Annotated in this window: 21 protein-coding genes; 8 read left to right on the top strand and 13 right to left on the bottom strand. The window is 70.2% G+C overall.

The window, feature by feature from the left end:
• Positions 1–418: 418 nt before the first annotated feature.
• From TBIF_RS07995 to TBIF_RS07975, 5 genes are read right to left on the bottom strand one after another with little or no spacing between them, the layout of a single operon-like run.
• Entirely contained in the window at positions 419–1,606 is a 1,188-nt protein-coding gene (locus TBIF_RS07995) for a lipid-transfer protein (protein WP_024794304.1), read from the bottom strand.
• On the bottom strand, positions 1,603–2,019 hold the full coding sequence (locus TBIF_RS07990) for a MaoC family dehydratase (protein WP_024794303.1): 417 nt from the start codon (positions 2,017–2,019) through the stop codon (positions 1,603–1,605). Before TBIF_RS07990 ends, TBIF_RS07995 begins: the two co-directional genes overlap by 4 nt.
• The gene (locus TBIF_RS07985) at positions 2,016–3,023 is read right to left on the bottom strand and encodes a bifunctional MaoC family dehydratase N-terminal/OB-fold nucleic acid binding domain-containing protein (protein ID WP_024794302.1); all 1,008 of its coding nucleotides are present in this window, start codon (positions 3,021–3,023) and stop codon (positions 2,016–2,018) included. The genes TBIF_RS07990 and TBIF_RS07985 overlap by 4 nt, the downstream gene beginning before the upstream one ends.
• Positions 3,020–4,183 (bottom strand): acyl-CoA dehydrogenase family protein, encoded by a 1,164-nt coding sequence (locus TBIF_RS07980; RefSeq protein WP_024794301.1) that lies wholly within the window; start codon positions 4,181–4,183, stop codon positions 3,020–3,022. The genes TBIF_RS07985 and TBIF_RS07980 overlap by 4 nt, the downstream gene beginning before the upstream one ends.
• Positions 4,168–5,259 (bottom strand): acyl-CoA dehydrogenase family protein, encoded by a 1,092-nt coding sequence (locus TBIF_RS07975; RefSeq protein ID WP_024794300.1) that lies wholly within the window; start codon positions 5,257–5,259, stop codon positions 4,168–4,170. Before TBIF_RS07975 ends, TBIF_RS07980 begins: the two co-directional genes overlap by 16 nt.
• Before the next feature lie 196 nt (positions 5,260–5,455).
• Here TBIF_RS07975 and kstR point away from each other — a divergent pair, with 196 nt between their 5' ends.
• The 8 genes from kstR (at position 5,456) to TBIF_RS07935 (ending at position 13,694) form a co-directional block, all read left to right on the top strand.
• The gene (gene kstR / locus TBIF_RS07970; RefSeq protein WP_024794299.1) at positions 5,456–6,103 is read left to right on the top strand and encodes a cholesterol catabolism transcriptional regulator KstR; all 648 of its coding nucleotides are present in this window, start codon (positions 5,456–5,458) and stop codon (positions 6,101–6,103) included.
• A gap of 70 nt (positions 6,104–6,173) precedes the next feature.
• Positions 6,174–8,717 (top strand): trehalose-phosphatase, encoded by a 2,544-nt coding sequence (gene otsB, locus TBIF_RS07965; RefSeq protein ID WP_024794298.1) that lies wholly within the window; start codon positions 6,174–6,176, stop codon positions 8,715–8,717.
• A gap of 81 nt (positions 8,718–8,798) precedes the next feature.
• Complete coding sequence (locus tag TBIF_RS07960; RefSeq protein ID WP_084611607.1) at positions 8,799–9,749, top strand: metal ABC transporter solute-binding protein, Zn/Mn family; 951 nt, start codon at positions 8,799–8,801, stop codon at positions 9,747–9,749.
• On the top strand, positions 9,746–10,570 hold the full coding sequence (locus TBIF_RS07955) for a metal ABC transporter ATP-binding protein (RefSeq protein ID WP_024794296.1): 825 nt from the start codon (positions 9,746–9,748) through the stop codon (positions 10,568–10,570). The genes TBIF_RS07960 and TBIF_RS07955 overlap by 4 nt, the downstream gene beginning before the upstream one ends.
• Positions 10,567–11,451, top strand: a complete 885-nt coding sequence (locus TBIF_RS07950) for a metal ABC transporter permease (RefSeq protein WP_024794295.1) — start codon at positions 10,567–10,569, stop codon at positions 11,449–11,451. Before TBIF_RS07955 ends, TBIF_RS07950 begins: the two co-directional genes overlap by 4 nt.
• Before the next feature lie 20 nt (positions 11,452–11,471).
• Entirely contained in the window at positions 11,472–12,233 is a 762-nt protein-coding gene (locus tag TBIF_RS07945) for a LamB/YcsF family protein (RefSeq protein WP_024794294.1), read from the top strand.
• A 4-nt stretch (positions 12,234–12,237) separates the two neighbouring features.
• Positions 12,238–12,840, top strand: coding sequence for a 5-oxoprolinase subunit B family protein (locus tag TBIF_RS07940; RefSeq protein ID WP_024794293.1), 603 nt, complete (start codon positions 12,238–12,240; stop codon positions 12,838–12,840).
• Complete coding sequence (locus TBIF_RS07935) at positions 12,837–13,694, top strand: 5-oxoprolinase subunit C family protein (protein WP_024794292.1); 858 nt, start codon at positions 12,837–12,839, stop codon at positions 13,692–13,694. Before TBIF_RS07940 ends, TBIF_RS07935 begins: the two co-directional genes overlap by 4 nt.
• On the opposite strand, the gene TBIF_RS07930 is transcribed toward TBIF_RS07935, so the two are convergent.
• From TBIF_RS07930 to TBIF_RS23225, 8 genes are all read right to left on the bottom strand, one after another.
• On the bottom strand, positions 13,672–13,929 hold the full coding sequence (locus TBIF_RS07930) for a hypothetical protein (protein WP_024794291.1): 258 nt from the start codon (positions 13,927–13,929) through the stop codon (positions 13,672–13,674). The two genes, TBIF_RS07935 and TBIF_RS07930, sit on opposite strands and share 23 nt — an antisense overlap.
• Positions 13,926–14,414 carry a transport-regulating membrane protein Mce1N gene (mce1N, locus tag TBIF_RS07925; protein ID WP_024794290.1) on the bottom strand — a complete coding sequence of 163 codons (489 nt, stop codon included), beginning with the start codon at positions 14,412–14,414 and terminating at the stop codon, positions 13,926–13,928. The genes TBIF_RS07930 and mce1N overlap by 4 nt, the downstream gene beginning before the upstream one ends.
• Positions 14,411–14,911 carry a hypothetical protein gene (locus TBIF_RS07920; protein WP_024794289.1) on the bottom strand — a complete coding sequence of 167 codons (501 nt, stop codon included), beginning with the start codon at positions 14,909–14,911 and terminating at the stop codon, positions 14,411–14,413. The genes mce1N and TBIF_RS07920 overlap by 4 nt, the downstream gene beginning before the upstream one ends.
• A 26-nt stretch (positions 14,912–14,937) precedes the next feature.
• Positions 14,938–15,924, bottom strand: coding sequence for a porphobilinogen synthase (hemB, locus tag TBIF_RS07915; RefSeq protein ID WP_024794288.1), 987 nt, complete (start codon positions 15,922–15,924; stop codon positions 14,938–14,940).
• A 79-nt stretch (positions 15,925–16,003) separates the two neighbouring features.
• Positions 16,004–17,569 (bottom strand): bifunctional uroporphyrinogen-III C-methyltransferase/uroporphyrinogen-III synthase, encoded by a 1,566-nt coding sequence (locus TBIF_RS07910; protein ID WP_024794287.1) that lies wholly within the window; start codon positions 17,567–17,569, stop codon positions 16,004–16,006.
• A gap of 76 nt (positions 17,570–17,645) precedes the next feature.
• Positions 17,646–18,596, bottom strand: a complete 951-nt coding sequence (hemC, locus tag TBIF_RS07905) for a hydroxymethylbilane synthase (protein ID WP_024794286.1) — start codon at positions 18,594–18,596, stop codon at positions 17,646–17,648.
• Positions 18,593–19,948 carry a glutamyl-tRNA reductase gene (locus TBIF_RS07900; protein ID WP_024794285.1) on the bottom strand — a complete coding sequence of 452 codons (1,356 nt, stop codon included), beginning with the start codon at positions 19,946–19,948 and terminating at the stop codon, positions 18,593–18,595. Before TBIF_RS07900 ends, hemC begins: the two co-directional genes overlap by 4 nt.
• On the bottom strand, positions 19,945–20,688 hold the full coding sequence (locus tag TBIF_RS23225) for a redox-sensing transcriptional repressor Rex (protein WP_051461422.1): 744 nt from the start codon (positions 20,686–20,688) through the stop codon (positions 19,945–19,947). Before TBIF_RS23225 ends, TBIF_RS07900 begins: the two co-directional genes overlap by 4 nt.
• Positions 20,689–20,868 lie beyond the last annotated feature (180 nt).

The following is a 20,868-nucleotide window of genomic DNA, read 5'->3' as shown; positions in this document are numbered from 1 at the left end:
AATTATTTGGCACTGACATTCATCGACACACTGTTGAGTTCTCAAAGAACACGCGCACACCGTAACTTCGGGGTCTCTTACCCCGTCGTTCTCAGTGGCGCACGTTTACTACCGTAGCACACACGCACGCTTGAACTTCCCGGTCCGTTTGGCCCGGGCTGCTGCTCGTTGCTCCGACTTGAACTAAGTTACGCGATGATGCCCAGGTTCACAACTCCGCTGGTCAGAGGGGTAAATGAAGATGAACAGCAGAACTCGACCGGCACGAAGATTGCCAAAACGGCCCGTCCGCTGGGTAAATCGACTAGGCCGTGTCGGATCCACCCCCTAATACGCAGCTTGCCCCCGTTTCGTGGCCCTGCCCCCGCTGCAACAGGGGCGAACACACGAAACGGGGGCAAGCCCGAGAGCTGCTGGACTACTCCCCCAGCACCAGGCCGGAGGTGGGCACTCCGGTGCCGGCGGTGACGAGCAGGCGCGCGGCGCCCGCTACCTGGTTCACCGCGGTGCCGCGGATCTGACGGACTCCCTCGGCGATGCCATTCATCCCATGGATATAGGCCTCGCCGAGCTGGCCGCCGTGGGTGTTCAGCGGCAGGACGCCGCCGATCTCCAGGGCGCCGGGCTGGCGGACGAAGTCCTTGGCCTCGCCGCGCGGGCAGAAGCCGAGGTCCTCGAGCTGCATGAGGACATAGGGGGTGAAGTGGTCGTACAGGATGGCCATGTCCATGTCCTGGGGACGAAGGCCCGACTGCGCCCAGAGCTGGTCGCCGACGAGACCCATCTCCGGAATGGCCGCAAGACTATCCCGGTAGTAGCTCATCATCGTGTACTGATCCTTGGCACTGCCCTGGGCGGCTCCGAGGATGTTGACGGGCTTCTGCTTGAGGTCCTTGGCCCGCTCCGCGGAGACGATGACGATGGCGATGCCGCCGTCGGACTCCTGGCAGCAGTCGAGCAGGTGCAACGGCTCGGCGATGAACCGCGAGTTCTGGTGGTCCTCGAGGGTGATCGGCTTGCCATAGAAGAAGGCGTTCGGGTTCGTCGCCGCGTGCTTGCGCCCGGTGACGGCGATGCGCCCGAAGTCCTCGCTGGTGGCGCCAGTCTCGTGCATGTAGCGCTTCGCCATCATCGCGACCGAGGCCGCGGGGGTGGACAGCCCGTGCGGGTAGGAGAAGGAGTAGTCCGCGCCGGAGGAGTTCACCTGGTCGACCAGCCCCTCGTTCACCTGGCCGAAGCGGTGGCCCGAGCGCTCGTTGAACGCGCGGTACGCGACGACGACGTCGGCAACGCCCGAGGCGACGGCGAGCGCCGCCTGCTGGACGGTCGCGGCCGCGGCTCCGCCGCCGTAGTGGATGCGGCTGAAGAACTTCAGTTCCGGGATACCGACCGAGCGAGCGACGGCGATCTCGATGTTGGTGTCCATCGTGAACGAGGTGAGCCCGTCGACGTCCTCGGGCCGCAGGCCCGCATCCTCGAGGGCCAGGTTCACGGCCTCCGTGGCCAGTCGCAGCTCGCTGCGGCCGGATTCCTTGCTGAAGTCCGTCGCGCCGATGCCGGCGATGGCGGCCTTCCCAGACAGCCAGCTCTCATTGGCCTTACTCATAATGCGCTCCCGTCCATGACCAGCGTGACGGTCGAGGTGATGTGCTTGCCCAGCGAGTCGGTGCCGACGACGGCGAGGGTGACCAGGCCGTCCTCGATGGACTCGACCGTGCCGGTCAGGGTCAGCGTGTCGTAGGCGTACCACGGCACGCCGAGGCGCAGCTGGATCGACTTGATGATCGCCCTCTGGCCGGCCCAGTCCGTGACGTAACGCTGCACCAGACCCGTGTCGGTCAGGATATTGACGAAAATATCCTTGGACCCGCGCGCCTGCGCCTGGTCTCGGTCATGGTGCACGTCCTCGAAGTCGCGCGTCGCGATAGCGGTCGACGCGACGAACGTGGGCGTGGCCTCGATGGTCAGCTCGGGGAGCTTGTCCCCCACCGCGACGGTGGGCGGCAGTAGCGGTGTCACGAGTTCTCCTCCACAGAGGTTGCCGGTGCGGGACGCCAGCAGTACAGCGTCCACGGGCCCTTGGCCTCATTGTCTGGATCGGCCGGGAAGTCGATGAAGTCGACCTGGACCTGCTGGCCGATGGCCACCGAAGACGGGTCGACGTCGCGGAGCTCGCCCAGCATGCGGACGCCCTCCTCGAGTTCGACCAGCGCGACGACGAACGGCAGCGGACGACCCGGCACCTTCGGCGCGTGGTGCACGACGAAGCTGTACACCGTGCCCCGGCCGGAGGCGACGGCGTAGTCCGTGGTCTCCGTCTTGTCCTTCCACACCGCGGGCACGGGCGGGTGCTGCAGCGAGCCGTCGGGCCGCTGCTGCAGGCGCAGCTCGTGCGCCGCGACGCCCTCCCAGAAGTAGAGCGTGTCGCGGGAGGCGCTCGGGCGCATCATGCGGGCGCCGTCGAGGTCGTCGACGGGGGCTCCGCTGGCTGCTACCGGCCCCACAGGTTTCTTCACGCCGGGGCGGAACTTCAGGATCCGGAAGATCATCTCGGCCACGACCTCGCCGGCCGCGTCGCGCCAGATGTTCCGGGTGGTGAAGAACCAGCCCTCGCCGAGGCCCGTCTGCTTGGGTCCGACGACGTCCTCGAGCACAGACTCGATCGTGACCTCGTCGCCGGGCGCGAGGTAGCGGTGGTAGGTCTGGTCGCAGTTGGTCGCGACGACGGACGTGTAGCCGGCCTCGTTGAGGATGTCCGTCATGCGGCCGAGAGGATCGTCCGCCTGGCGCACGCCGGTCAGGCCCCGCATTGTCCAGACCTGAGCCATGGCGGGCGGGGCGACGACGCCGTCATGCCCGGCCGCAATGGCTGCGGCCTCGTCGACGTAGATCGGGTTGGCGTCGCCGATGGCCTCGACCCAGTTGTTGACCATGGGCTGATTGATGGGGTCGCGGCCGGCGCGCGCCGCGCTGGGGCCGCCGTCGCGTACCTGCTGGGCAGCGGCAAGAATGTTGTCGGTCATCGGGGCACCCGCGGCAGCTTCAGGCCGGAGGTGGCGATGAGCTCGCGCATGACCTCGTTGACGCCGCCGCCGAACGTGATGACCATGTTGCGCTTGGCCTGCACGTCCAGCCAGGCGAGCAGCTCGCCGGTCTCGGGGTCCGCGGGGTCGCCCCAGCGGCCGACGATCTCCTCGGCGAGACGACCCACGCGCTGGACGCGCTCGGTCGCGAACACCTTGGTGGCGGAGGCGTCGGCGATGTCGACGTCGCCGGTGGCCGAGGCGACCTGCCAGTTGAGCAGCTCGTTCAGGCGCAGGGTGACGCGGATGTCCGCGAGGTTGCGCTGCACATCCGGCTGGGTCAGCAGCGGCTTGCCGTCGGGGCCAGGGCGCTTGGCCCACTCCGCCACCCGGCTGTACTGCGCGGCGACGCGGCCCGACGGTCCGAGCATGACGCGCTCGTGGTTGAGCTGGGTGGTGATCAGGCGCCAGCCGCGGTTCTCCTCGCCGACGAGCATGTCCGCGGGCACGCGCACGTTCTCGTAGTAGGTGGCGTTCACATGGTGCGCGCCGTCCGCGGTGATGATCGGGGTCCAGGTGTAGCCCGGATCCGTGGTGTCCATGATCAGGATCGAGATGCCCCGGTGCCGCGAGTCCGCGGTGCCGGTGCGCACGGCCATCCACACGAAATCGGCGTCGTGGCCGCCCGTGGTGAAGATCTTCTGGCCATTGATGATGTACTCGTCGCCCTCGCGGACCGCCTTGGTGCTCAGCGCCGCCAGGTCGGTGCCGGCGTCCGGCTCGGTGTAGCCGATGGCGAAGTGCACCTCGCCCTTGAGGATCAGCGGCAGGAAGCGCGCCTTCTGCTCCTCCGTGCCGTACATCTGCAGGGTGGGTCCGACGGTCTGCAGCGTCACCGACGGCAGCGGCACATTCGCGCGCACCGCCTCGTTGGTGAAGATCTGCTGCTCGATCTCGCCGAAGCCCTTGCCGCCGAACTCCTTCGACCAGCCCACGCCCAGCCAGCCGTCGCGGCCCATCCGGCGGATGACCTCGCGGTAGGTGGGGCCGTGGCGCTCGGTGACCATGGTCTCGGCCTCTTCGGGCGAGATCAGCGTGGAGAAGTACTCCCGGATCTCTGCCTGCAGCGCCCGCTGCTCGTCCGTCAGATCGATGAACACGTTGCCTCCACGCCATAGTCGCGGGCGCCGAGCGCGCCGAGAATTTCCAGTCGGGCCGACGGTCCGCCGACGAGACGCGCCAGGTCCTTGGCGTGCTCGTAGTAGCGGTGCATCGGGTAGGTCACGTCGGCGCCGAGGCCGCCGTGCAGGTGGTGGCAGATCTGCATGGCCGCGGGCAGCTCCTCAGCCAGCCAGTACGCGGCGACGGCGACGTCCTCCTCCGCGTCGCGCCCGGTGCTCAGTCGCCAGCAGGCCGAGGTGGCCGCGAGCTCGAGCGTGCGGGCGGTGACGTACACGTCGGCGATCTGCTGCGCAACGGCCTGGAAGGTCGCCAGCGGCTTGCCGAACTGCTCGCGGGTGCCCACGTGCGCGGCGGTCAGCGCGGTGACGCCGGTGGCCAGGCCCGCGGCGTACGCGGCGATCGAGGCGAGCGCGATGCGGTACACGTCGGGCAGGCTCGCACCGGTGAGCATCGCGTCGGCCGCGATGCGGGCGCCGGAGAGCACCATCGTGTACTCGGGGGCGCCGGAGCCGGTGTGCGTGCGAGTCAGCTCCACACCATCGGCATCCGGGGCCACGACGGCGACACCGGCCGACGTCGGGACCAGGATCAGCTTGGCCTGCGCGCCGAAGCGCACGGCGACCTTGCGCCCGGTGACCACAAAACCGTCGCCATCAGCTGCGGCGGTGGTCAGCGGGTCTGCCGGCATCGCGGTGCCCGGCTCGTCGAGCGCGGCGGTGAGGATCGCGCCCGCAGCCACCCCGTCGAGCCACTTGGCATCCGCGCCGAGCGCCAGCAGCGGCAGCACGCCAAAGCCGAGCGTCTCAAGCACGGGGACCTGCGCGGCCACCTTGCCCGCCTCGCCCAGCAGCACGCCGATCTCGGCGATACCGAGGTCGTCGCCGCCGATCGAGGACGGCAGGGCCAGGCCGAGGATGCCCTCGGCGGCCATTCGCTGCCACAACACAGAATCGAAGTCTGAACCAGCCGGCACCTCGGTGCCCTCGGCTGTCTGGAGCACTGCCGCGGCGACCTCAGCCACCGCAAGCTGCCCCTCATCACGAGTGAAGTCCACTCTGTACCTATCCCCTCAACAGTGTCGGATGTGCTCTTTCGGCATTGAAACACCTCGGGGGCGATAGGTCACCCCGGAGGCTCGGTCACCGGCATACCGGTGTCTCATAGCCACCGTAGAACATGTTCTAGTACGATTGCCTCAGCCCGCCACTCGAGTGAAGGTGCCGGCGGACAATGGATGGAGATCGGCTCAGATGACGCAAGGCTCCCGAAGCGGCCCACGTGATGGCGTCGTGCCCACGCTCAGCGAGGACGAGCTGAGCTCGACGGCCCAGCGCGAGCGGCGCAAGCGGATCCTCGACGCGACCCTGGCCCTCGCGTCGAAGGGCGGCTACGACGCCGTCCAGATGCGGGCCGTCGCCGAGCGCGCCGACGTCGCCGTCGGGACCCTGTACCGCTACTTCCCATCGAAGGTGCACCTCCTGGTCTCCGCCCTGGCCCGCGAGTTCGAGCGCCTGAACACCAAGACCGACCGTCGCATGCCGTCGCAGATGACGACGGCCGAGCGCCTCGAGATGATGCTCAGTCAGATCACCACCGTCATGCAGCGCGATCCACTCCTCACCGAGGCCATGACCCGCGCGTTCATGTTCGCCGACGCCTCCGCGGCCGCCGAGGTGGCGCACGTGGGCGATCTGATCGACCGGATCTTCGCGCGTGCGCTCACCAACTCGGAGGAGCCCACCGAGTACGAGCTCAACGTCTCGCGCGTGATCTCGGACGTGTGGATGTCGAACCTCGTGGCCTGGCTGACCCGCCGCGCCACTGCCACCGATGTCGCAGACCGCCTGGCGCTGACGATCAAGCTGCTCATGGGCAACGGCGTCGACGAGATCCGCTGACCGCGGCCCACACGTTTAGACTGCTGGTAGCAGTTCAGCCACCTACCAGTGCAGGACGAGGTTCCAACCGTTGTCTTTCCATCAGTTGCCCCTTGAGCTCCGCCGCGCGCTAGTCGCCGTGGCCCGGTCGCCCCGTCTTCTCGTGGCGTCGGACTACGACGGCACCGTCGCGCCGATCGTCAACAATCCGGACGACGCGTTCCCACATCCCGGGTCCGTGCGAGCCCTGCGCTCGCTCGCGTCCCTCCCCGCCACCACGGCCGCCGTCATCTCCGGCCGCGCGCTGCGCGACCTGGCCACGCTCTCCCGGCTGCCCGTGGAGGTGCAGCTAGTCGGCAGCCATGGCTCTGAGTTCGACATCGGCTTCATCCAGGAGATCGCCCCCGCCGCGCGGGACCTGCTGGTGGAGCTGATCGCCGAGCTGCGCACCATCGCCGCGGCCCATCCCGGCGTCACCATCGAGACCAAGCCGGCCTCCGTAGCGCTGCACGTGCGCAATGCCTCCCCCGACGACGGCGACCAGGCCCTCGACGCTGTGCGTGCCGGCGCGGCCACCTGGACCGACGTGCAGGTCACCGAGGGCAAGGCCGTGATCGAGCTGTCCGTGATCCCCACCGACAAGGGGAACGCGCTGGAGATCCTGCGTCATCAGGCCGCCGCGTCGGCGACGGTGTTCCTGGGCGACGACGTCACCGACGAGAAGGCCTTCCGCCGCCTCCGCGGCCCCGACGTGGGGGTCAAGGTCGGCGAGGGCCCCACCGGCGCGACCCACCGCGTCACCGACACCGAGGACGTCGCCCGCATCCTCGCGTTCCTGCTGGAGGAGCGCCGGGCCTGGCTGCTGGGCGAGAGCGCGCCGCCCATCGAGCGCCTGACCATGCTCGCCAGCCCCAACGCCAAGGCTATTCTCACCCCCGACGCGTCGATGACGTGGTTCTGCCACCCCCACCCGGACTCCGCGTCCGTGTTCGCGTCCCTGGTCGGGGGCGCGTCCGCCGGGCACTTCTCCATAGCCCCCGCGCACAACGGCCTCCCGCTGAGCCAGGAGTACGTCGACGGCACGATGACCGTCGAGACCCGCTGGGCCAGCGTGCTCGTCACCGACTACCTGCCCCACGACGTGCCCGCGGGCCGCACCGACTTCACCCGAGTGCTCAGCGGCACCGGCACCGCGACGGTCACCTTCGCGCCGCGCCCGGAGTTCGGCCAGGCGCATGTGCAGCTCGAGATCGTCGAGAACGGCCTACGCGTGCTGGGCACCAACGAGCCGATGGTCCTGCGCTCGCCCGGCGTCACGTGGGAGCTGGCCGCGGACGGATCGCAGGGCACCGCAATTGCGCAGATCAACCTATCCAGCGGCCCCGTAGTCCTTGAGATGCGCTGCGGCACAGATGATCTCGATGCCGCCACCCGAAGCGAGGCGGAGCGCCGCGAGATTGCCGAGAGCCACTGGCGGGACTGGGCCGCCACCCTGGAGCTGCCGCCGCTCAAGCCCTCGCTGATCAAGCGCAGCGCGCTCACGCTGCGTGCGCTGGTGCACGCGGAGACCGGCTCGATCATGGCCGCCGCCACCACGTCGCTGCCCGAGGAGATCGGCGGCGTCCGCAACTGGGACTACCGCTACTGCTGGCTCCGCGACGCGGCACTGACCGCGTCGGCCCTGGTCCTCGTCGGCTCCCACACGGAGGCCACCGGCTACCTCGACTGGCTGCACGACGTGCTCGCCACGCTGCCCGGGCCCGAGCGCCTCAATCCGCTCTACACCTTGCACGGCGGGAACTTGCCGCCCGAGGCCGTCCTGGACTCGCTGCCGGGCTACGCGGGCTCGCGGCCCGTGCGCATCGGCAATGCCGCGAACCAGCAGGTGCAGCTGGACGTGTTCGGCCCCATCGCCGACCTCATCTCGGACCTGGCGCACTCGCGTCGCCGGGCGGGGGTGGACATCCCGCTCACCGACCGAGACTGGGACCTTGTGCTCGCCATGGCCTCGGCCGTGGCGCAACGCTGGCCGGAGCCGGACAACGGTATCTGGGAGATACGCGGCGCCCCGCGCCACCACGTGTACTCGAAGGTCATGTGCTGGGTCACCATCGACCGCGCGCTGAGCCTGGCTGCGGAGTTCGGCCGCGAGGCCGACCCCGAGTGGGCGGCGCTGCGGCAGAAGATCGCCGACGACGTCCTCGAGAACGGCTGGAACGAGCAGGCGTACTCCTACACCGCGGCCTACGAGGGCGTGGACCTCGACGCGGCGACACTGCACATCGGGCTCGCCGGACTGATCGACCCCGTCGACCCGCGGTTCGTCGCGACCGTCACCGCCACCGAGGCCGTGCTGCGGACGGGCTCCACCGTGTACCGCTACCACCACGACGACGGCCTGCCCGGCACCGAGGGCGGCTTCCACCTGTGCGCCGCGTGGCTGATCGAGGCCTATCTGCTGACGGGCCAGCGTTCCCAGGCGGAGACGCTGTTCAACCAGATGGTCAAGGTCGCCGGCCCCACCGGGCTGTTGTCGGAGGAATACGACCCGGTGGCGGAGCGCTCGCTCGGCAACCACCCGCAGGCATACAGCCACCTGGGACTCCTGCGCTGCGCGGTGCTGCTGTCCGAGTAGTTCGCCCCTGAGCCAGTCTCGCGGTGTCGAGAACCCCCGTCGGCATGCGCTACTCTGTAATGACAATCATTCCCTTTAGTAGTGAATTCTTACGAGAGCGAGCCCGTGCGCCCATCCATCTCCGCCCGCATCGTCGCGGCCACCGCTGTCCTCGCCGCCGGGGCCACACTGGCCCTCGCCGGCTGCTCCGCCAGCGCCTCCGACTCCGTCGCGGACGGACGCACGCAGATTGTCACGTCCACCAACGTGTGGGGCGACATCGCGGCCACGGTCGGCGGGGACGCGGTCACCGTGCACACGATTATCGGGCCCAACCAGGACCCGCACGAGTATGAGACGGCCCCCGCCGACATCCTGGCCGTGGCCAAGGCCGACCTTGTCGTCTACAACGGCGGCCACTACGACCAGTTCATGGCGTCGATCCTGAAGTCCGCCGACGCCGCCGGCCCGGCCATCGACGCGAACGCCCTGCCGATCACCGACCGCGGCCTCGGCGGCACACGCACCGCGGACGACGACAACGAGCACGTGTGGTTCGACCTGAGCACCGCCGACGCCGTCGCCGCCGCCATCGCGGACCAGCTCGGCGCCATCGACCCCGCCAACGCCGCCACGTTCACCGCCAACGCCGAGAACCTGCACGGGCAGCTCCGCGAGCTCGCCGACGAGGCCGCCGCCATCCACGCCAGCGGCCCCCGGCCCGTGCTCGCCACCGAGCCGGTCACCCACTACCTCCTGGCGCAGGCCGGCATCGAGGATCTCACCCCGCGGGAGTTCGGCGAGGCCGTCGAGCACGGCTCCGATCCCGCGCCGGCCGTGATCGCCGAACTCCGCACTCTCCTGGGCAGCGGCGCCGCAGCGGCCCTCGTCTACAACATCGAGACCGAGAGCCCCACCACCGAGTCGCTGCGCACCACCGCCGAGGGAGATGGGCTGCCGGTGGTGCTGGTCTCCGAGTCGCTGCCGGACGGCCAGCACTATGTCGGGTGGGTCCAGGAGGTCCTCACCGGGCTGGGCACGGCCACCGCATGAGCGCGGCCGCCATCTCGCTCGAAAATGCCGCGCTGGGCTTCGGCCCCCGCACGCTCTGGTCCGGGCTCGACCTGACCGTCGCGCCCGGTGAGTTCCTCGCGGTGCTCGGCCCCAACGGCTCCGGCAAGACGAGCCTGCTCAAGGTGCTCCTCGGCCTGCAGCCCCTGAGCGGCGGGCACGCCAGCATCGCCGGCAAGCCGGTGCGCTCGGGCAACGATCGCGTCGGCTACATCCCCCAGCAGAAGACGCTCGACGCGGGCACAACGCTGCGCGGGCGCGACCTCGTGGAGTTCGGACTCGACGGACACCAGTGGGGCCTCGGCCTGCGGGGCCGCACCGGCCGCCGCGCCGCCGTCGATGCCGCCCTCGCGGCCGTCGGCGCCACGCACTACGCCAACTCCCCCGTCGGGGTGCTCTCCGGCGGCGAGCAGCAGCGCCTGCGCGTGGCCCAGTCCCTCGTCGGGAACCCCGCGGTGCTGCTCTGCGACGAGCCGCTGCTGAGCCTGGACCTCGCCAACCAGCGGATGGTGGCCCAGCTCATCGACAACCGCCGGCACGCCGCCGAGACCGCGGTCCTGTTCGTCACCCATGAGATCAACCCGATCCTGCCCATGGTCGATCGCGTCCTCTATATCGTCGACGGCCGCTTCATCGTCGGCACGCCCGACGAGGTGCTCACCTCCCAGGTCCTCTCGGACCTATATCGCACCCAGGTGGACGTGCTGCGGGTCCGCGACAGGGTGGTTGTCGTCGGCACCCACGACCAGCTCGACGAGACCTGCCTGACCTCCCCCATGGTCGGACCCGGAGAAACCCTGTGAACGAGAAGCTCACCCAGCTGTGGCAGCAGATGTGGTCCTTCGACCAGACCGGGGAGTTGCTGCGCCTCGATTTCGTCCAGCACGCGCTGATCGCGGCCGCCATCATCGGCCTCGTCTCGGGCGTGATGGGCCCCCTGATCGTCAGCCGGCAGATGTCCTTCGCCGTGCACGGCACCAGCGAGCTGTCGATGGCCGGCGCGGCGTTCGGCCTGCTGTTCGGCGTCAGCGTCGGCATCGGCGCCATCGGCGGCGCGGTGCTCGCGGCCATCGTCTTCGGCCTGCTCGGCACGCGGGCTCGAGAGCAGGACTCCGTCATCGGCGCGGTCCTCGCGTTCGGCCTGGGCCTGTCCGTGCTGTTCATCTGGCTCAACCCCGCGCGCACCAGCAACAAGTTCTCGCTGCTGGTCGGCCAGGTCGTCAGTGTGGACAGCACCGGCATCCAGCTGCTCGTCTGGTCCGCCGTCGTGGTGCTCGGCGTGCTGGCGCTGATCTACCGGCCGGTGTGGTTCGCCAGCGTCGACCCCGATGTCGCCGCCGCCCGCGGCGTGCCACTGCGACTGCTGGCCATCGTCTTCGCCGTCCTCGTCGGCATCACCGCCGCGATGGGCGTGCAGATCGTCGGCGCGCTGCTCGTGCTCTCGCTGCTGATCACGCCCGCCGCCGCCGCCGCGCACCTGACCGCCAGCCCACTGCGCGCGACCATGCTGTCGATCCTGTTCGCGGAGGTCTCCGTGGTGGGCGGCATCATCCTCTCGCTCGCGCCCGGCGTGCCCGTCTCGGTGTTCGTCACCTCGATCTCCTTCGGCATCTACGTGCTCGCCCGGATCTACGCCGCGGTGCGCGCCCGCAGCAGCTCGGCCAGCAAACTTGCGGCGGCATGAGCTCGTGGGAGGGTAGGGGGATGAGCCCCGCCATCGACCTGAACTGCGACCTTGGCGAGAGCTATGGCCACTGGCGGCTGGGCGATGACGGCGCCATGCTCGACGTGGTCACCAGCGCCAACATCGCCTGCGGCTTCCACGCGGGCGACCCGACAACGCTCCTGGCCACCGCCGAGGCTGCGATCGAGCGCGGGGTGGCGATCGGCGCGCAGGTCGGCTACCACGACCTCGTCGGCTTCGGTCGCCGCTTCATCGACATGGACCCGGCCGACCTGACGGCAGACGTGATCTACCAGATCGGGGCGCTCGACGGCCTGGCCCGGGCGCGCGGCGGGCGTGTGGAGTACGTCAAACCCCATGGCGCGTTGTACAACGCGATAGTGCACCACCGCGAGCAGGCGCGGGCCGTGGTGCGGGCGGTGCGGGAGTACGACGCAGCCCTGCCCGTCCTCGGGCTGCCGGACTCGGTGTTCCTGGCCGAGGCCGCGGACGCCGGGTTGCGGACCATCGTCGAGGCCTTCGCGGACCGCGCCTACAACCCCGACGGATCCCTCCTCTCACGTCGTGAGCCGGGCGCCGTCCTCCGCGACGCCGCCGTCATCGCCGACCGCATGGCGCGCCTCGCGACCGAGCACACCATCGAGGCCGTCGACGGAGCCATCCTCACGGTGGCGGCAGACTCCATCTGCGTACACGGCGATACCCTCGGCGCAGTCGGCATCGCGCGCGCGGTGCGCGAGCGCCTCGCCGCCGCCGACGTGGCAATTCGCCCGTTCCGGTGAGCTGATGCGCCTCCTCGATTGTGGCGAGTCAGCAATTCTCGTCGAATTCAACTCCCTGCCAGAGGTTCTCGCGTTCAGCGCGGCGGCCGAGGCGGCGCGTGGAGAGGGCATCAGCGACCTCGTCCCCGGCGCCCGCACCGTCCTCGTCTGCTTCGAGGGCCTGCCCCGGCCCGCCGTCACCACCTGGATCCGATCAATCTCCGCCGCCCCCGCGCCGGCGCGGACGGCCACGGCCGTCGAGATCCCCGTGCGCTATGACGGACCCGACCTCGACGCCGTCGCCGAGCTGACAGGGATGACCGTCGCCGAGGTCATCGACGCCCACACCGAGACCGAGTGGACCTGCGCGTTCGGCGGCTTCGCCCCGGGCTTCGGCTACCTCGTCGGCGGCGGTCCCCGGCTGCGGGTGCCCCGCCGCGCCACGCCCCGGGTGTCCGTCCCCGCCGGCAGTGTGGGCCTGGCCGGAGAATTCAGCGGCGTCTATCCGCGCTCCTCGCCCGGCGGCTGGCAATTGTTGGGCCACACCGACATCGAGCTGTGGAACACCGGCCGCGAGCCCCCTGCCCTCATCCACCCCGGCGCCGTCGTGCGGTTCCGCGCACTATGAGCGCCCTCGAGGTGCTCTCCCCCGGCCCGCTGACCACCGTCCAAGACGAGGGCCGCCGCGGCGTCGGCGCGCTCGGCGTCGGCCGCTCCGGAGCGGCCGATCTGCCGGCGTACCGCGCGGCGAACAGGCTCGCCGGCAACGTGCCGGGCGCTGCGTGTCTGGAGACCACCGCCGGTGGGCTGCGGGTCCGCGCGCACGGCCAGGTGCTGGTCGCGGTCACCGGCCCGCGCACCGCTATTGCGCTCAACGGCCACCCGGTGGGAGACCACGCGCTGATCGAGATGTGCGACGGCTGCGTGCTCGCCGTGGCAGCTCCCGTGGCCGGGCTCCGGAACTATGTGGCGGTCCGCGGCGGGATCCATGGCGAAGCCGTGCTGGGCAGCCAGTCCACCGACCTGCTCTCAGGCCTCGGACCCCCTCCCCTGCGCCCCGGCGATGTGCTGCGGGTCGGCACAGCGCGGGCCCAGTGGCCGGCAATGGACTTCATCCCGACGGCGCAACCCAAGCCTGCCCCGCTGTTCGTCACCCCCGGGCCCCGCGCCGACTGGTTCACCCCAGCCGCGCTGGCCGCGCTCACCACCCAGCGGTGGAAGGTCACGGATGACGCGAACCGGGTGGGGGTCCGGCTAGGCGGCGTGCTCCCGCTGGAGCGGTCCCGGCACGGTGAGCTGCCCAGCGAGGGCATGGCCGTCGGCTCGGTGCAGGTGCCGGCGGACGGGCAGCCCGTCCTCTTCCTCGCCGACCATCCGCCCACCGGCGGCTATCCCGTGATCGCGGTGCTGCGGGCTCATTCGGTCGCGTCCGCCGCCCAACTCCGGCCAGGCGACCAGGTCAGGTTCCAGTTCCAACGCTGACGGCGCGCAGCCGCATGGCACCGTCTACCAGCAGTAGGACCGCCGCCGCGGCCAGCGCGAAGGCCGAGATGATGTGGGGGCCGTCGTAGACGGTCAGCCACTGTTCGGCCCCGCTCGGCAGCTGTACGGCAGTGCGGGACTGATAGACGCCCGACAGCCACTGCCAGAGCGCCGCGCCAAGAAGCACGAGGGCCGCAGCCAATTCGCCGGCGCCGCCAATGCGTTGGGATCTCATGTGGGTCGCGACCCCTTTCTCCGGGCGTCCAGGATCGCCTGCAGCGCAGTCCGCAATGCATCGTCGTCCTTGGCCCAGGCCTGCGTGAGGTTACCCCGGCGCAATTGGATGCCGACCCCTCGCCGGCCACGCGGGATCCGGGAGATCTCGCCTAGCGCGCGGGCCGACTCCCAGTGCTCGGCCGGATCGTCGCGGGTGCGATTGCGCGGGGCCGCGGGGAAAACCTTCACGATGTCGCTCGTCGGCAACTCGTCCTGGCCCTGGACGAGCACCTCGCGCGTGAGTGAGACGCTGGTGTGCTGCCGGGCCGCGTGCACCATCCAGGAGCCGATAGCCCCGAGGATGAGCGCGGCGAGCACCCACACGAACCAGCGCATTCCGCTGCCGAGCAGCGCGTCGGAGACCAGACCCACCACCGCGAAGATCGGGGCGAGCAGGAGCACCCGCCACCGGGCGCCGGGCTCCGTGTAGAGCACCTCGCTCATGGGGTGGGCCGCTTGGCGAGGTACACGCTCGCGTCACGCCGATGCGACAACACCGTCGCGCCCACCGCCAGCACAGCCTGCAGGATCATCAGGATCGCCAGCGCCATCGGGGCGATGCCCGACTGCCGCTCGGCGGCAAACGAGCTGATGGCCGAGACCACCACGAACGCTGTGGCGCCGGTCAGAAGCAAGCGTGCCCAACCCTTTCCGGCCCGAAGTTGGCGCGCCAGAAAGTAGACGAGGACGGCGATAGCCACCCCGAAAAGGCCGGCGATGGCCAGCCCCAGATTGAACGCCAACGAGATGTCCACCGTGGCTGCGCCACTGGGGTCCATCTCGTTGAGTCGGCGGGTCAGCTCCTCGGTGTATGCGGCCCGGTCCCCGAGCGTCACGAAGACCAGGGCAATCGACGCGAACACGCCCAGGACCGCGACGGCGCACCAGAGCTCAAATGCCGTGCGGATATCAACCGGCTTCTCGGGCTTCGCCTGATCCATGCCCACACCGTAATCGGCGCCCGCCCTCATCGGGAGAGTCGGGCGGCGACTTCGGCGGCCCAGTAGGTCAGCACAATGTCCGCGCCCGCACGGCGGATCGAGGTGAGCGACTCCAGGATCATCGCGTCCTTGTCGATCCAGCCCTTCTCCGCGGCCGCGCAGATCATCGCGTACTCGCCGGACACCTGATAGGCGGCCACCGGCACGTCGGAGATGTCCGCAACCTCGCGCAGCACATCCAGGTACAGCGACGCGGGCTTGACCATCACCATGTCCGCGCCCTCGGCCAGATCCAGGGAGACCTCGCGGATGGACTCGCGCCGGTTGGCGGCGTCCTGCTGATAGGTCTTGCGGTCGCCGGTCAGAGTGGAGCCGACAGCCTCACGGAACGGGCCGTACAGCGCCGACGCGTACTTCGCGGAGTACGCCAGGATCGAGGTGTGCCGGAAGCCTGCGGCGTCGAGGGCCGCGCGGATGGCGCCTACCTGGCCGTCCATCATGCCGCTGGGCCCGAGCACGTGCGCCCCGGCCTCGGCCTGTGCGAGGGCCATGTCGACGTAGCGCTGCAGCGTCGCGTCATTGTCGATGCGCTGGCGACCATTCGCGTCGACGCTGAGCACGCCGCAGTGCCCGTGGTCGGTGAACTCGTCGAGGCAGGTGTCGGCCATCAGCACGGTGTCATCGCCGAACTCGGCGCGCAGCGACGCGAGGGCCTGGTTGAGCACGCCGTCCGGGTCGTCGGCGCCGGAGCCGACGGCGTCCCGATGCCCGGGCACGCCGAAGAGCATCAGTCCCCCGACCCCGGCCTCGATGGCCTCCGCTGCGGCGACGAGCAGCGATTCCTGGGTGTGTTGTACAACGCCGGGCAGCGAGGAGATGGGCCGCGGCGCGCTGATGTCGTCGGCGACAAACATCGGCAGCACCAGCTGTCGCGGCTCCAGGCTGGTCTCGGCGACCAGCCTGCGCATAGCCGGGGTGGTCCGCAAACGGCGTGGGCGATGATCCGGGAACATTGTTACAGCCTCCTGGTGAGCAACTAGACCTGCCAAGACACTAACGGCCGCCACGAGGTGGCGGCCGTTAGTGGTGGTCTTAGCGTCGGCGGGACTTCTTGCGCGGGGGTGGCAAGGCGCCTTCGGCTCGGAGCCGCGCGGCGTGCTCGGCGAGCGCCTCAACTAGCGGGCCGATCTCGGCGATCTCGGGCTGCACGTCCACGCGGAGGCCGAACTCGCGCGCCGTCTCGGCCGTTTTCGGGCCAATGCAGGCGACGATCGTGCGGGCGTGCGGCTTGCCGGCGATGCCGACCAGGTTCCGGACGGTGGACGAGGAGGTGAAGCACACCGCGTCGAAGCCGCCGGTCTTGATCATCTCGCGGGTCTCGGCGGGCGGCGGGGCGGCCCGGACGGTGCGGTACGCGGTGACGTCCTCGATCTCCCAGCCACGCTCGCGCAGGCCGTCGGCGATGGTCTCCGTGGCGATATCCGCGCGGGGCAGCAGGACCCGATTGACGGGGTCCAGGATGTCGTCGAATGGCGGGAACTCGGCGAGCAGGCCCTCGCTGGTCTGCTCCGTCGGCTTCGGCAGCATCTCGGGCTCGATGCCGAACGCGCGGACGCTCTCGGCGGTCGCGCGGCCGACACAGGCGATCTTCACGCCGGAGAACGCGCGGGCGTCCAGGCCGAACTCCTGGAACTTCTCCCACACGGCCTTGACGGCGTTCGTCGAGGTGAACACGACCCACTGGTAGCGGCCGTCCACGAGGCCCTTGACCGCGCGCTCCATCTGGGCAGGGCTGCGGGGCGGCTCGACGGAGATCGTCGGCACCTCTTTGGGGATGGCGCCGTGCGTGACGAGGCGGCGGCTCATCACTGCCGCCTGGTCGCGGGTGCGCGGCACCAGCACGGTCCAGCCGTACAGCGAACGCGACTCCCACCAGGACATCTTGTGGCGCTGCGAGACGACCTTGCCGACGGTGACGACGAGCGGGCCGACGAGCTCGGAGCCGACCTCGTTGAGCGTGGCCAGGGTCGCCTCGACGGTCCGCTGCTGGCGCGTCGTGCCGCGCACGGTGATCGCGGCGGGCGTCTGCGGGGCCATGCCGTTCTCGACCAGCGCGCTGGCGGTCTCGGCGAGGTGCCCGGACGCGGCCTGGAGGACCAGGGGCCCGGGGGCGGCGGCCAGTGCGGCCCAGTTCACGTCGCCGCGCACGTCGATCTCAGTGTGGCTCGAGCCCAGCGGCATCCCGGCGTAGGCCGGGACGGCGCTGCCCACGGGCAAGCCGGGAACGGCCTCGAACTGCACCTGAGTGCGGGCGATGGCGGTGAGCTCGGCGATCACGGAGTCCGTGGTCATCGGGTCCCCGGAGACTAGGCGCACGACGTCGTGGCCCAGCTTGGCCTCGGCGACCAGGGCCTTTGCGACATCGGTGGGCTCGCCCAGTGCGGGGCGGACCTCGCCGGGACGCTCGCCCGTCTCGGGGTCGGCCTCAAGATCGACGCCGACGAGCTCTAGGACGCCGGCGTCGACGTCGGAGTCGGTGAACGCGACCGTGGCCTGGGCCAAGATATCGCGGGCACGGAGGGTGAGCAGGGCTGGATCACCGGGCCCCGAGCCCACGAACAGGATCCGGCCGGGGGGTGTCTTACGTGCGCGACTCATCGGTCAATCTCCAGTGCAAGTGCGGTTCGTTGGATAAGCAATGTGGTGGCGGCAGGCGGACCCGCCGGCGGTTTCCTCATGAGTGATGTCCCTCCGGCTCGCGCATCAAGTCCGCGGCGCCCCTCTCGATCAGTTCCACGGCCACCGCCCGGCCCAGCGCCTCGGCATCCTCGACGGGGCCGACGCGGGATGCGCGCAGCACCTCGGAGCCGTCGAGCGCGGCGGCGCAGCCGCGGATGGAGATCTCGTCGATCGGATTGCCGTCGGCGTCGGTGGACTCGACCACCTCTGCCAGCGCGCCGACGGGTGCGCTGCAGCCCGCCTCGAGCTCGGCGAGCACGGCGCGCTCCGCGATGACCGCGGAGTGCGAGGCGGGATCGTCGAGCGTGCGCAGCAGCGCCACCATGTCCACATCGGAGGTGCGGCACTCAAGGGCGAGCGCGCCCTGCGCGGGTGCCGGCAGCATCTGCAGCGGGTCGAGGGTCTCGGTGATCCGGTGCGTGCGGTCGGTGCGGTCCAACCCGGCGCGCGCCAGGATGATCGCGTCAAGCTCACCGCTGTCGACGCGGCCGAGCCGGCGCTCGAGGTTGCCGCGCAGCGGCACCACATCCAGGCCCAGGCCCAGCGCCCGCAGCTGCGCGACGCGGCGCGGGGCCGAGGTGCCGACGGTGGAGCCGGCCGGCAGCTCGCCCAGCACGAGCCCGTCACGGGCCACGAGCGCGTCGCGGGAGTCCTCGCGCGGCGGCACGGCGGCGATCGTCAGGCCCGGCTGCGGCGCGGTGGGCATGTCCTTATAGGAGTGCACGGCGATGTCGACGCGGTCATCGAGCAGCGCATCGCGCAGCTCTGCGGTGAACACGCCGACGCCGATGGTCTGCACCGGCGACATCGAGCGGTCGCCAGACGTGGAGATGATGACCAGCTCCGCCGGGTGCCCGGCGGCGATCAACGCATCGCGGATCGTGCCGGCCTGTGTCGTCGCGAGCACACTGCCCCTGGTACCCACCCGGATCGGGTTTGCGGTCACTGCAGTGTCTCCTCTTGCTCAACATTCTCGGTGGAGGTGGCGACTGCCGAGGTGACCCCGGGCCGCAACTCGAACAACTCACGCAGCGCCTCGGCGTAGGAACCGCCGCCGGGGGCCGCCGCCAACTGCTTGACGCGCACCGTCGGCGCGTGCAGCAGCTTGTCCACAACCCGGCGTACGGTGCGCTCCACCTCGGAGCGCTCCGACTCGCCGAGCTGGGGCAGCTTGGACTCCAGGCGCAGCAGCTCCGCCTGGACCACCTCGGCGGCACGCTGGCGCAGCGCGGTCACGGTGGGCGTGACCTCGGCGGCGCGCTGCAAGTTCAGGTAGGCGAGCACTTCGTCCGCGACGATCGCGGCGGCCGCCTCCGCGTCGGCCTGCGCGGCCCCGGCGCCCGGGTCCTTCTGCAGTGCCTCCATGTCCAGCACGACCACCGACGGCAGGCCGAGCACGGCCGCATCGACATCGCGCGGCAGGCCGAGGTCGCAGAACACCATCGGGCCGTCGACCGTGCGGGCCGCCAGCGCGAGATGCACATCCGCGAGGGTGACCACAGCGCCGACCGCGCCCGTGCAGGTCACCACGACATCGGCGTCCTTCATCGCGTTGGCCAGCTCGTCCATCCCCAGCGCGCGGGACGGCACACCGGCCTCCGCGGCGGTCTCCGCCAGCCGGGCTGCGTGCTCCGCGGTGCGGTTCACGACAAGCAGCTCGCCGATGCCCGCGCGAATCAGGTTCGCGACGGACAATCCGCCCATCGCGCCGGCGCCGAGCACCACCGCGCGGCGACCCTGGAGCCCTGACAGCTCGCGCTCGCCGGTCAGGATCTGCGCGGCGCGCTCGAGCGCCACCGACACGACGGACGCGCCGGCGGAGTCGATGCCGGTTTCGGTGTGCACGCGCTTGCCCACGCGCAACGCCTTCTGCGCCAGCTCGTGGATCGCGGTGCCCGCCACCTGCTGCGCGTCCGACGCGGCGTAGGCCGAGCGGATCTGGCCGAGGATCTGCTGCTCGCCCACGACCATCGAGTCCAGGCCGGAGGCGACAGTGAACAGGTGCTCCACCGCGGCCTCGCTGTAGCGCACATACAGGTGCGGGGTCAGCGTCTGCACGTCCATCTCTGAGTGGTCCGCGAACAGCTCGGTCACCTCGGCGAGGGCGCCGTGGAAGGCGTCGACGACGGCGTATATCTCGATGCGGTTGCAGGTGGAGACCAGCATCGCCTCGGACACGTGCGCGGACCGCAGCAACGCGTCGAGCAGTTTGGGCCGGTCCGCCTCGGACACCGCGGCCTTCTCGAGGACCGAGACTGGCGCGCTTCGGTGGGAGATCCCCACCAGTAGGACGCTCATCGCGTCACCGTCGCCGTGTCACGTCGCGAATTTCGGGCCAGCCCGAATGAAAGCACCTGCATCTCCACTGCCAGATCCACCCTGCGCATCTCGATATTCTCCGGAACCTTCAAAACCACAGGGGCGAAGTTCAGGATGCTCTGCACCCCGGCTGCCACCAGTCGGTCGCACGCCTGCTGCGCGGCGTCGGGCGGGGTCGCGATGACCCCGATAATGCTCTCCGGATCCGCGGTGGCCTCCGGAAGCTCGTCCAGATGCCGCACCCGCAGGCCGCGCACCGTGGTCCCGACCTTCGCCGGGTCGATGTCGAACAGCGCGACGACGGTGAACCCGCGCCGGCCGAAGCCGCCGTGCCCCGTCAGCGCGAGGCCTAAGTTGCCGACCCCCACGAGCACCACACGGTGGCCCAGGTCCAGGCCGAGAGCGGACTCGATCGACTCCGTCAAGCTCGCGACCTCGTAGCCCACCCCGCGCACGCCCTGCGAGCCCAAGAAGGAGAGGTCTTTGCGCAGCGTCGCCGAGCCGACCGCGGTGGCGTCCGCCAACTGCTCGCTGGAGACCCTCGCGATCCCGTCATCCGCAAGCGCGCTGAGCGCGCGGAGATAGCTGGCGAGCCTGCCGACCGTCGCCTTCGGGATATCCCGGACAAGGCCCGGGTGAGGAGCTGTGCGACGATTGGCGACAGCAGGCTGGCCTGACGATGCGGCATCGGCCGAGGAGACACCGGACTGCGGGGACATAGGTCCCCCCACATGGTGTCGATCCGTCACGTCGAAGGCTCCTTAGTGCAGCCGAGGCGATTGGGCGACTGGACAGACCCATATATCGGCCCTGCCCAGCGCTTGGCTCTCCCCACGGTAACCGCTTGTGAAGACTTGCACAAAGTTGACGAGGTACCCCACTACACGGTAGTCCTCCCG

Source organism: Tomitella biformata AHU 1821 (assembly GCF_000524475.1).
GTDB lineage: Bacteria > Actinomycetota > Actinomycetes > Mycobacteriales > Mycobacteriaceae > Tomitella > Tomitella biformata.
The sequence above is the reverse complement of the archived record's forward strand: the minus strand, read 5'-3'. Positions and strand labels throughout refer to the sequence as shown.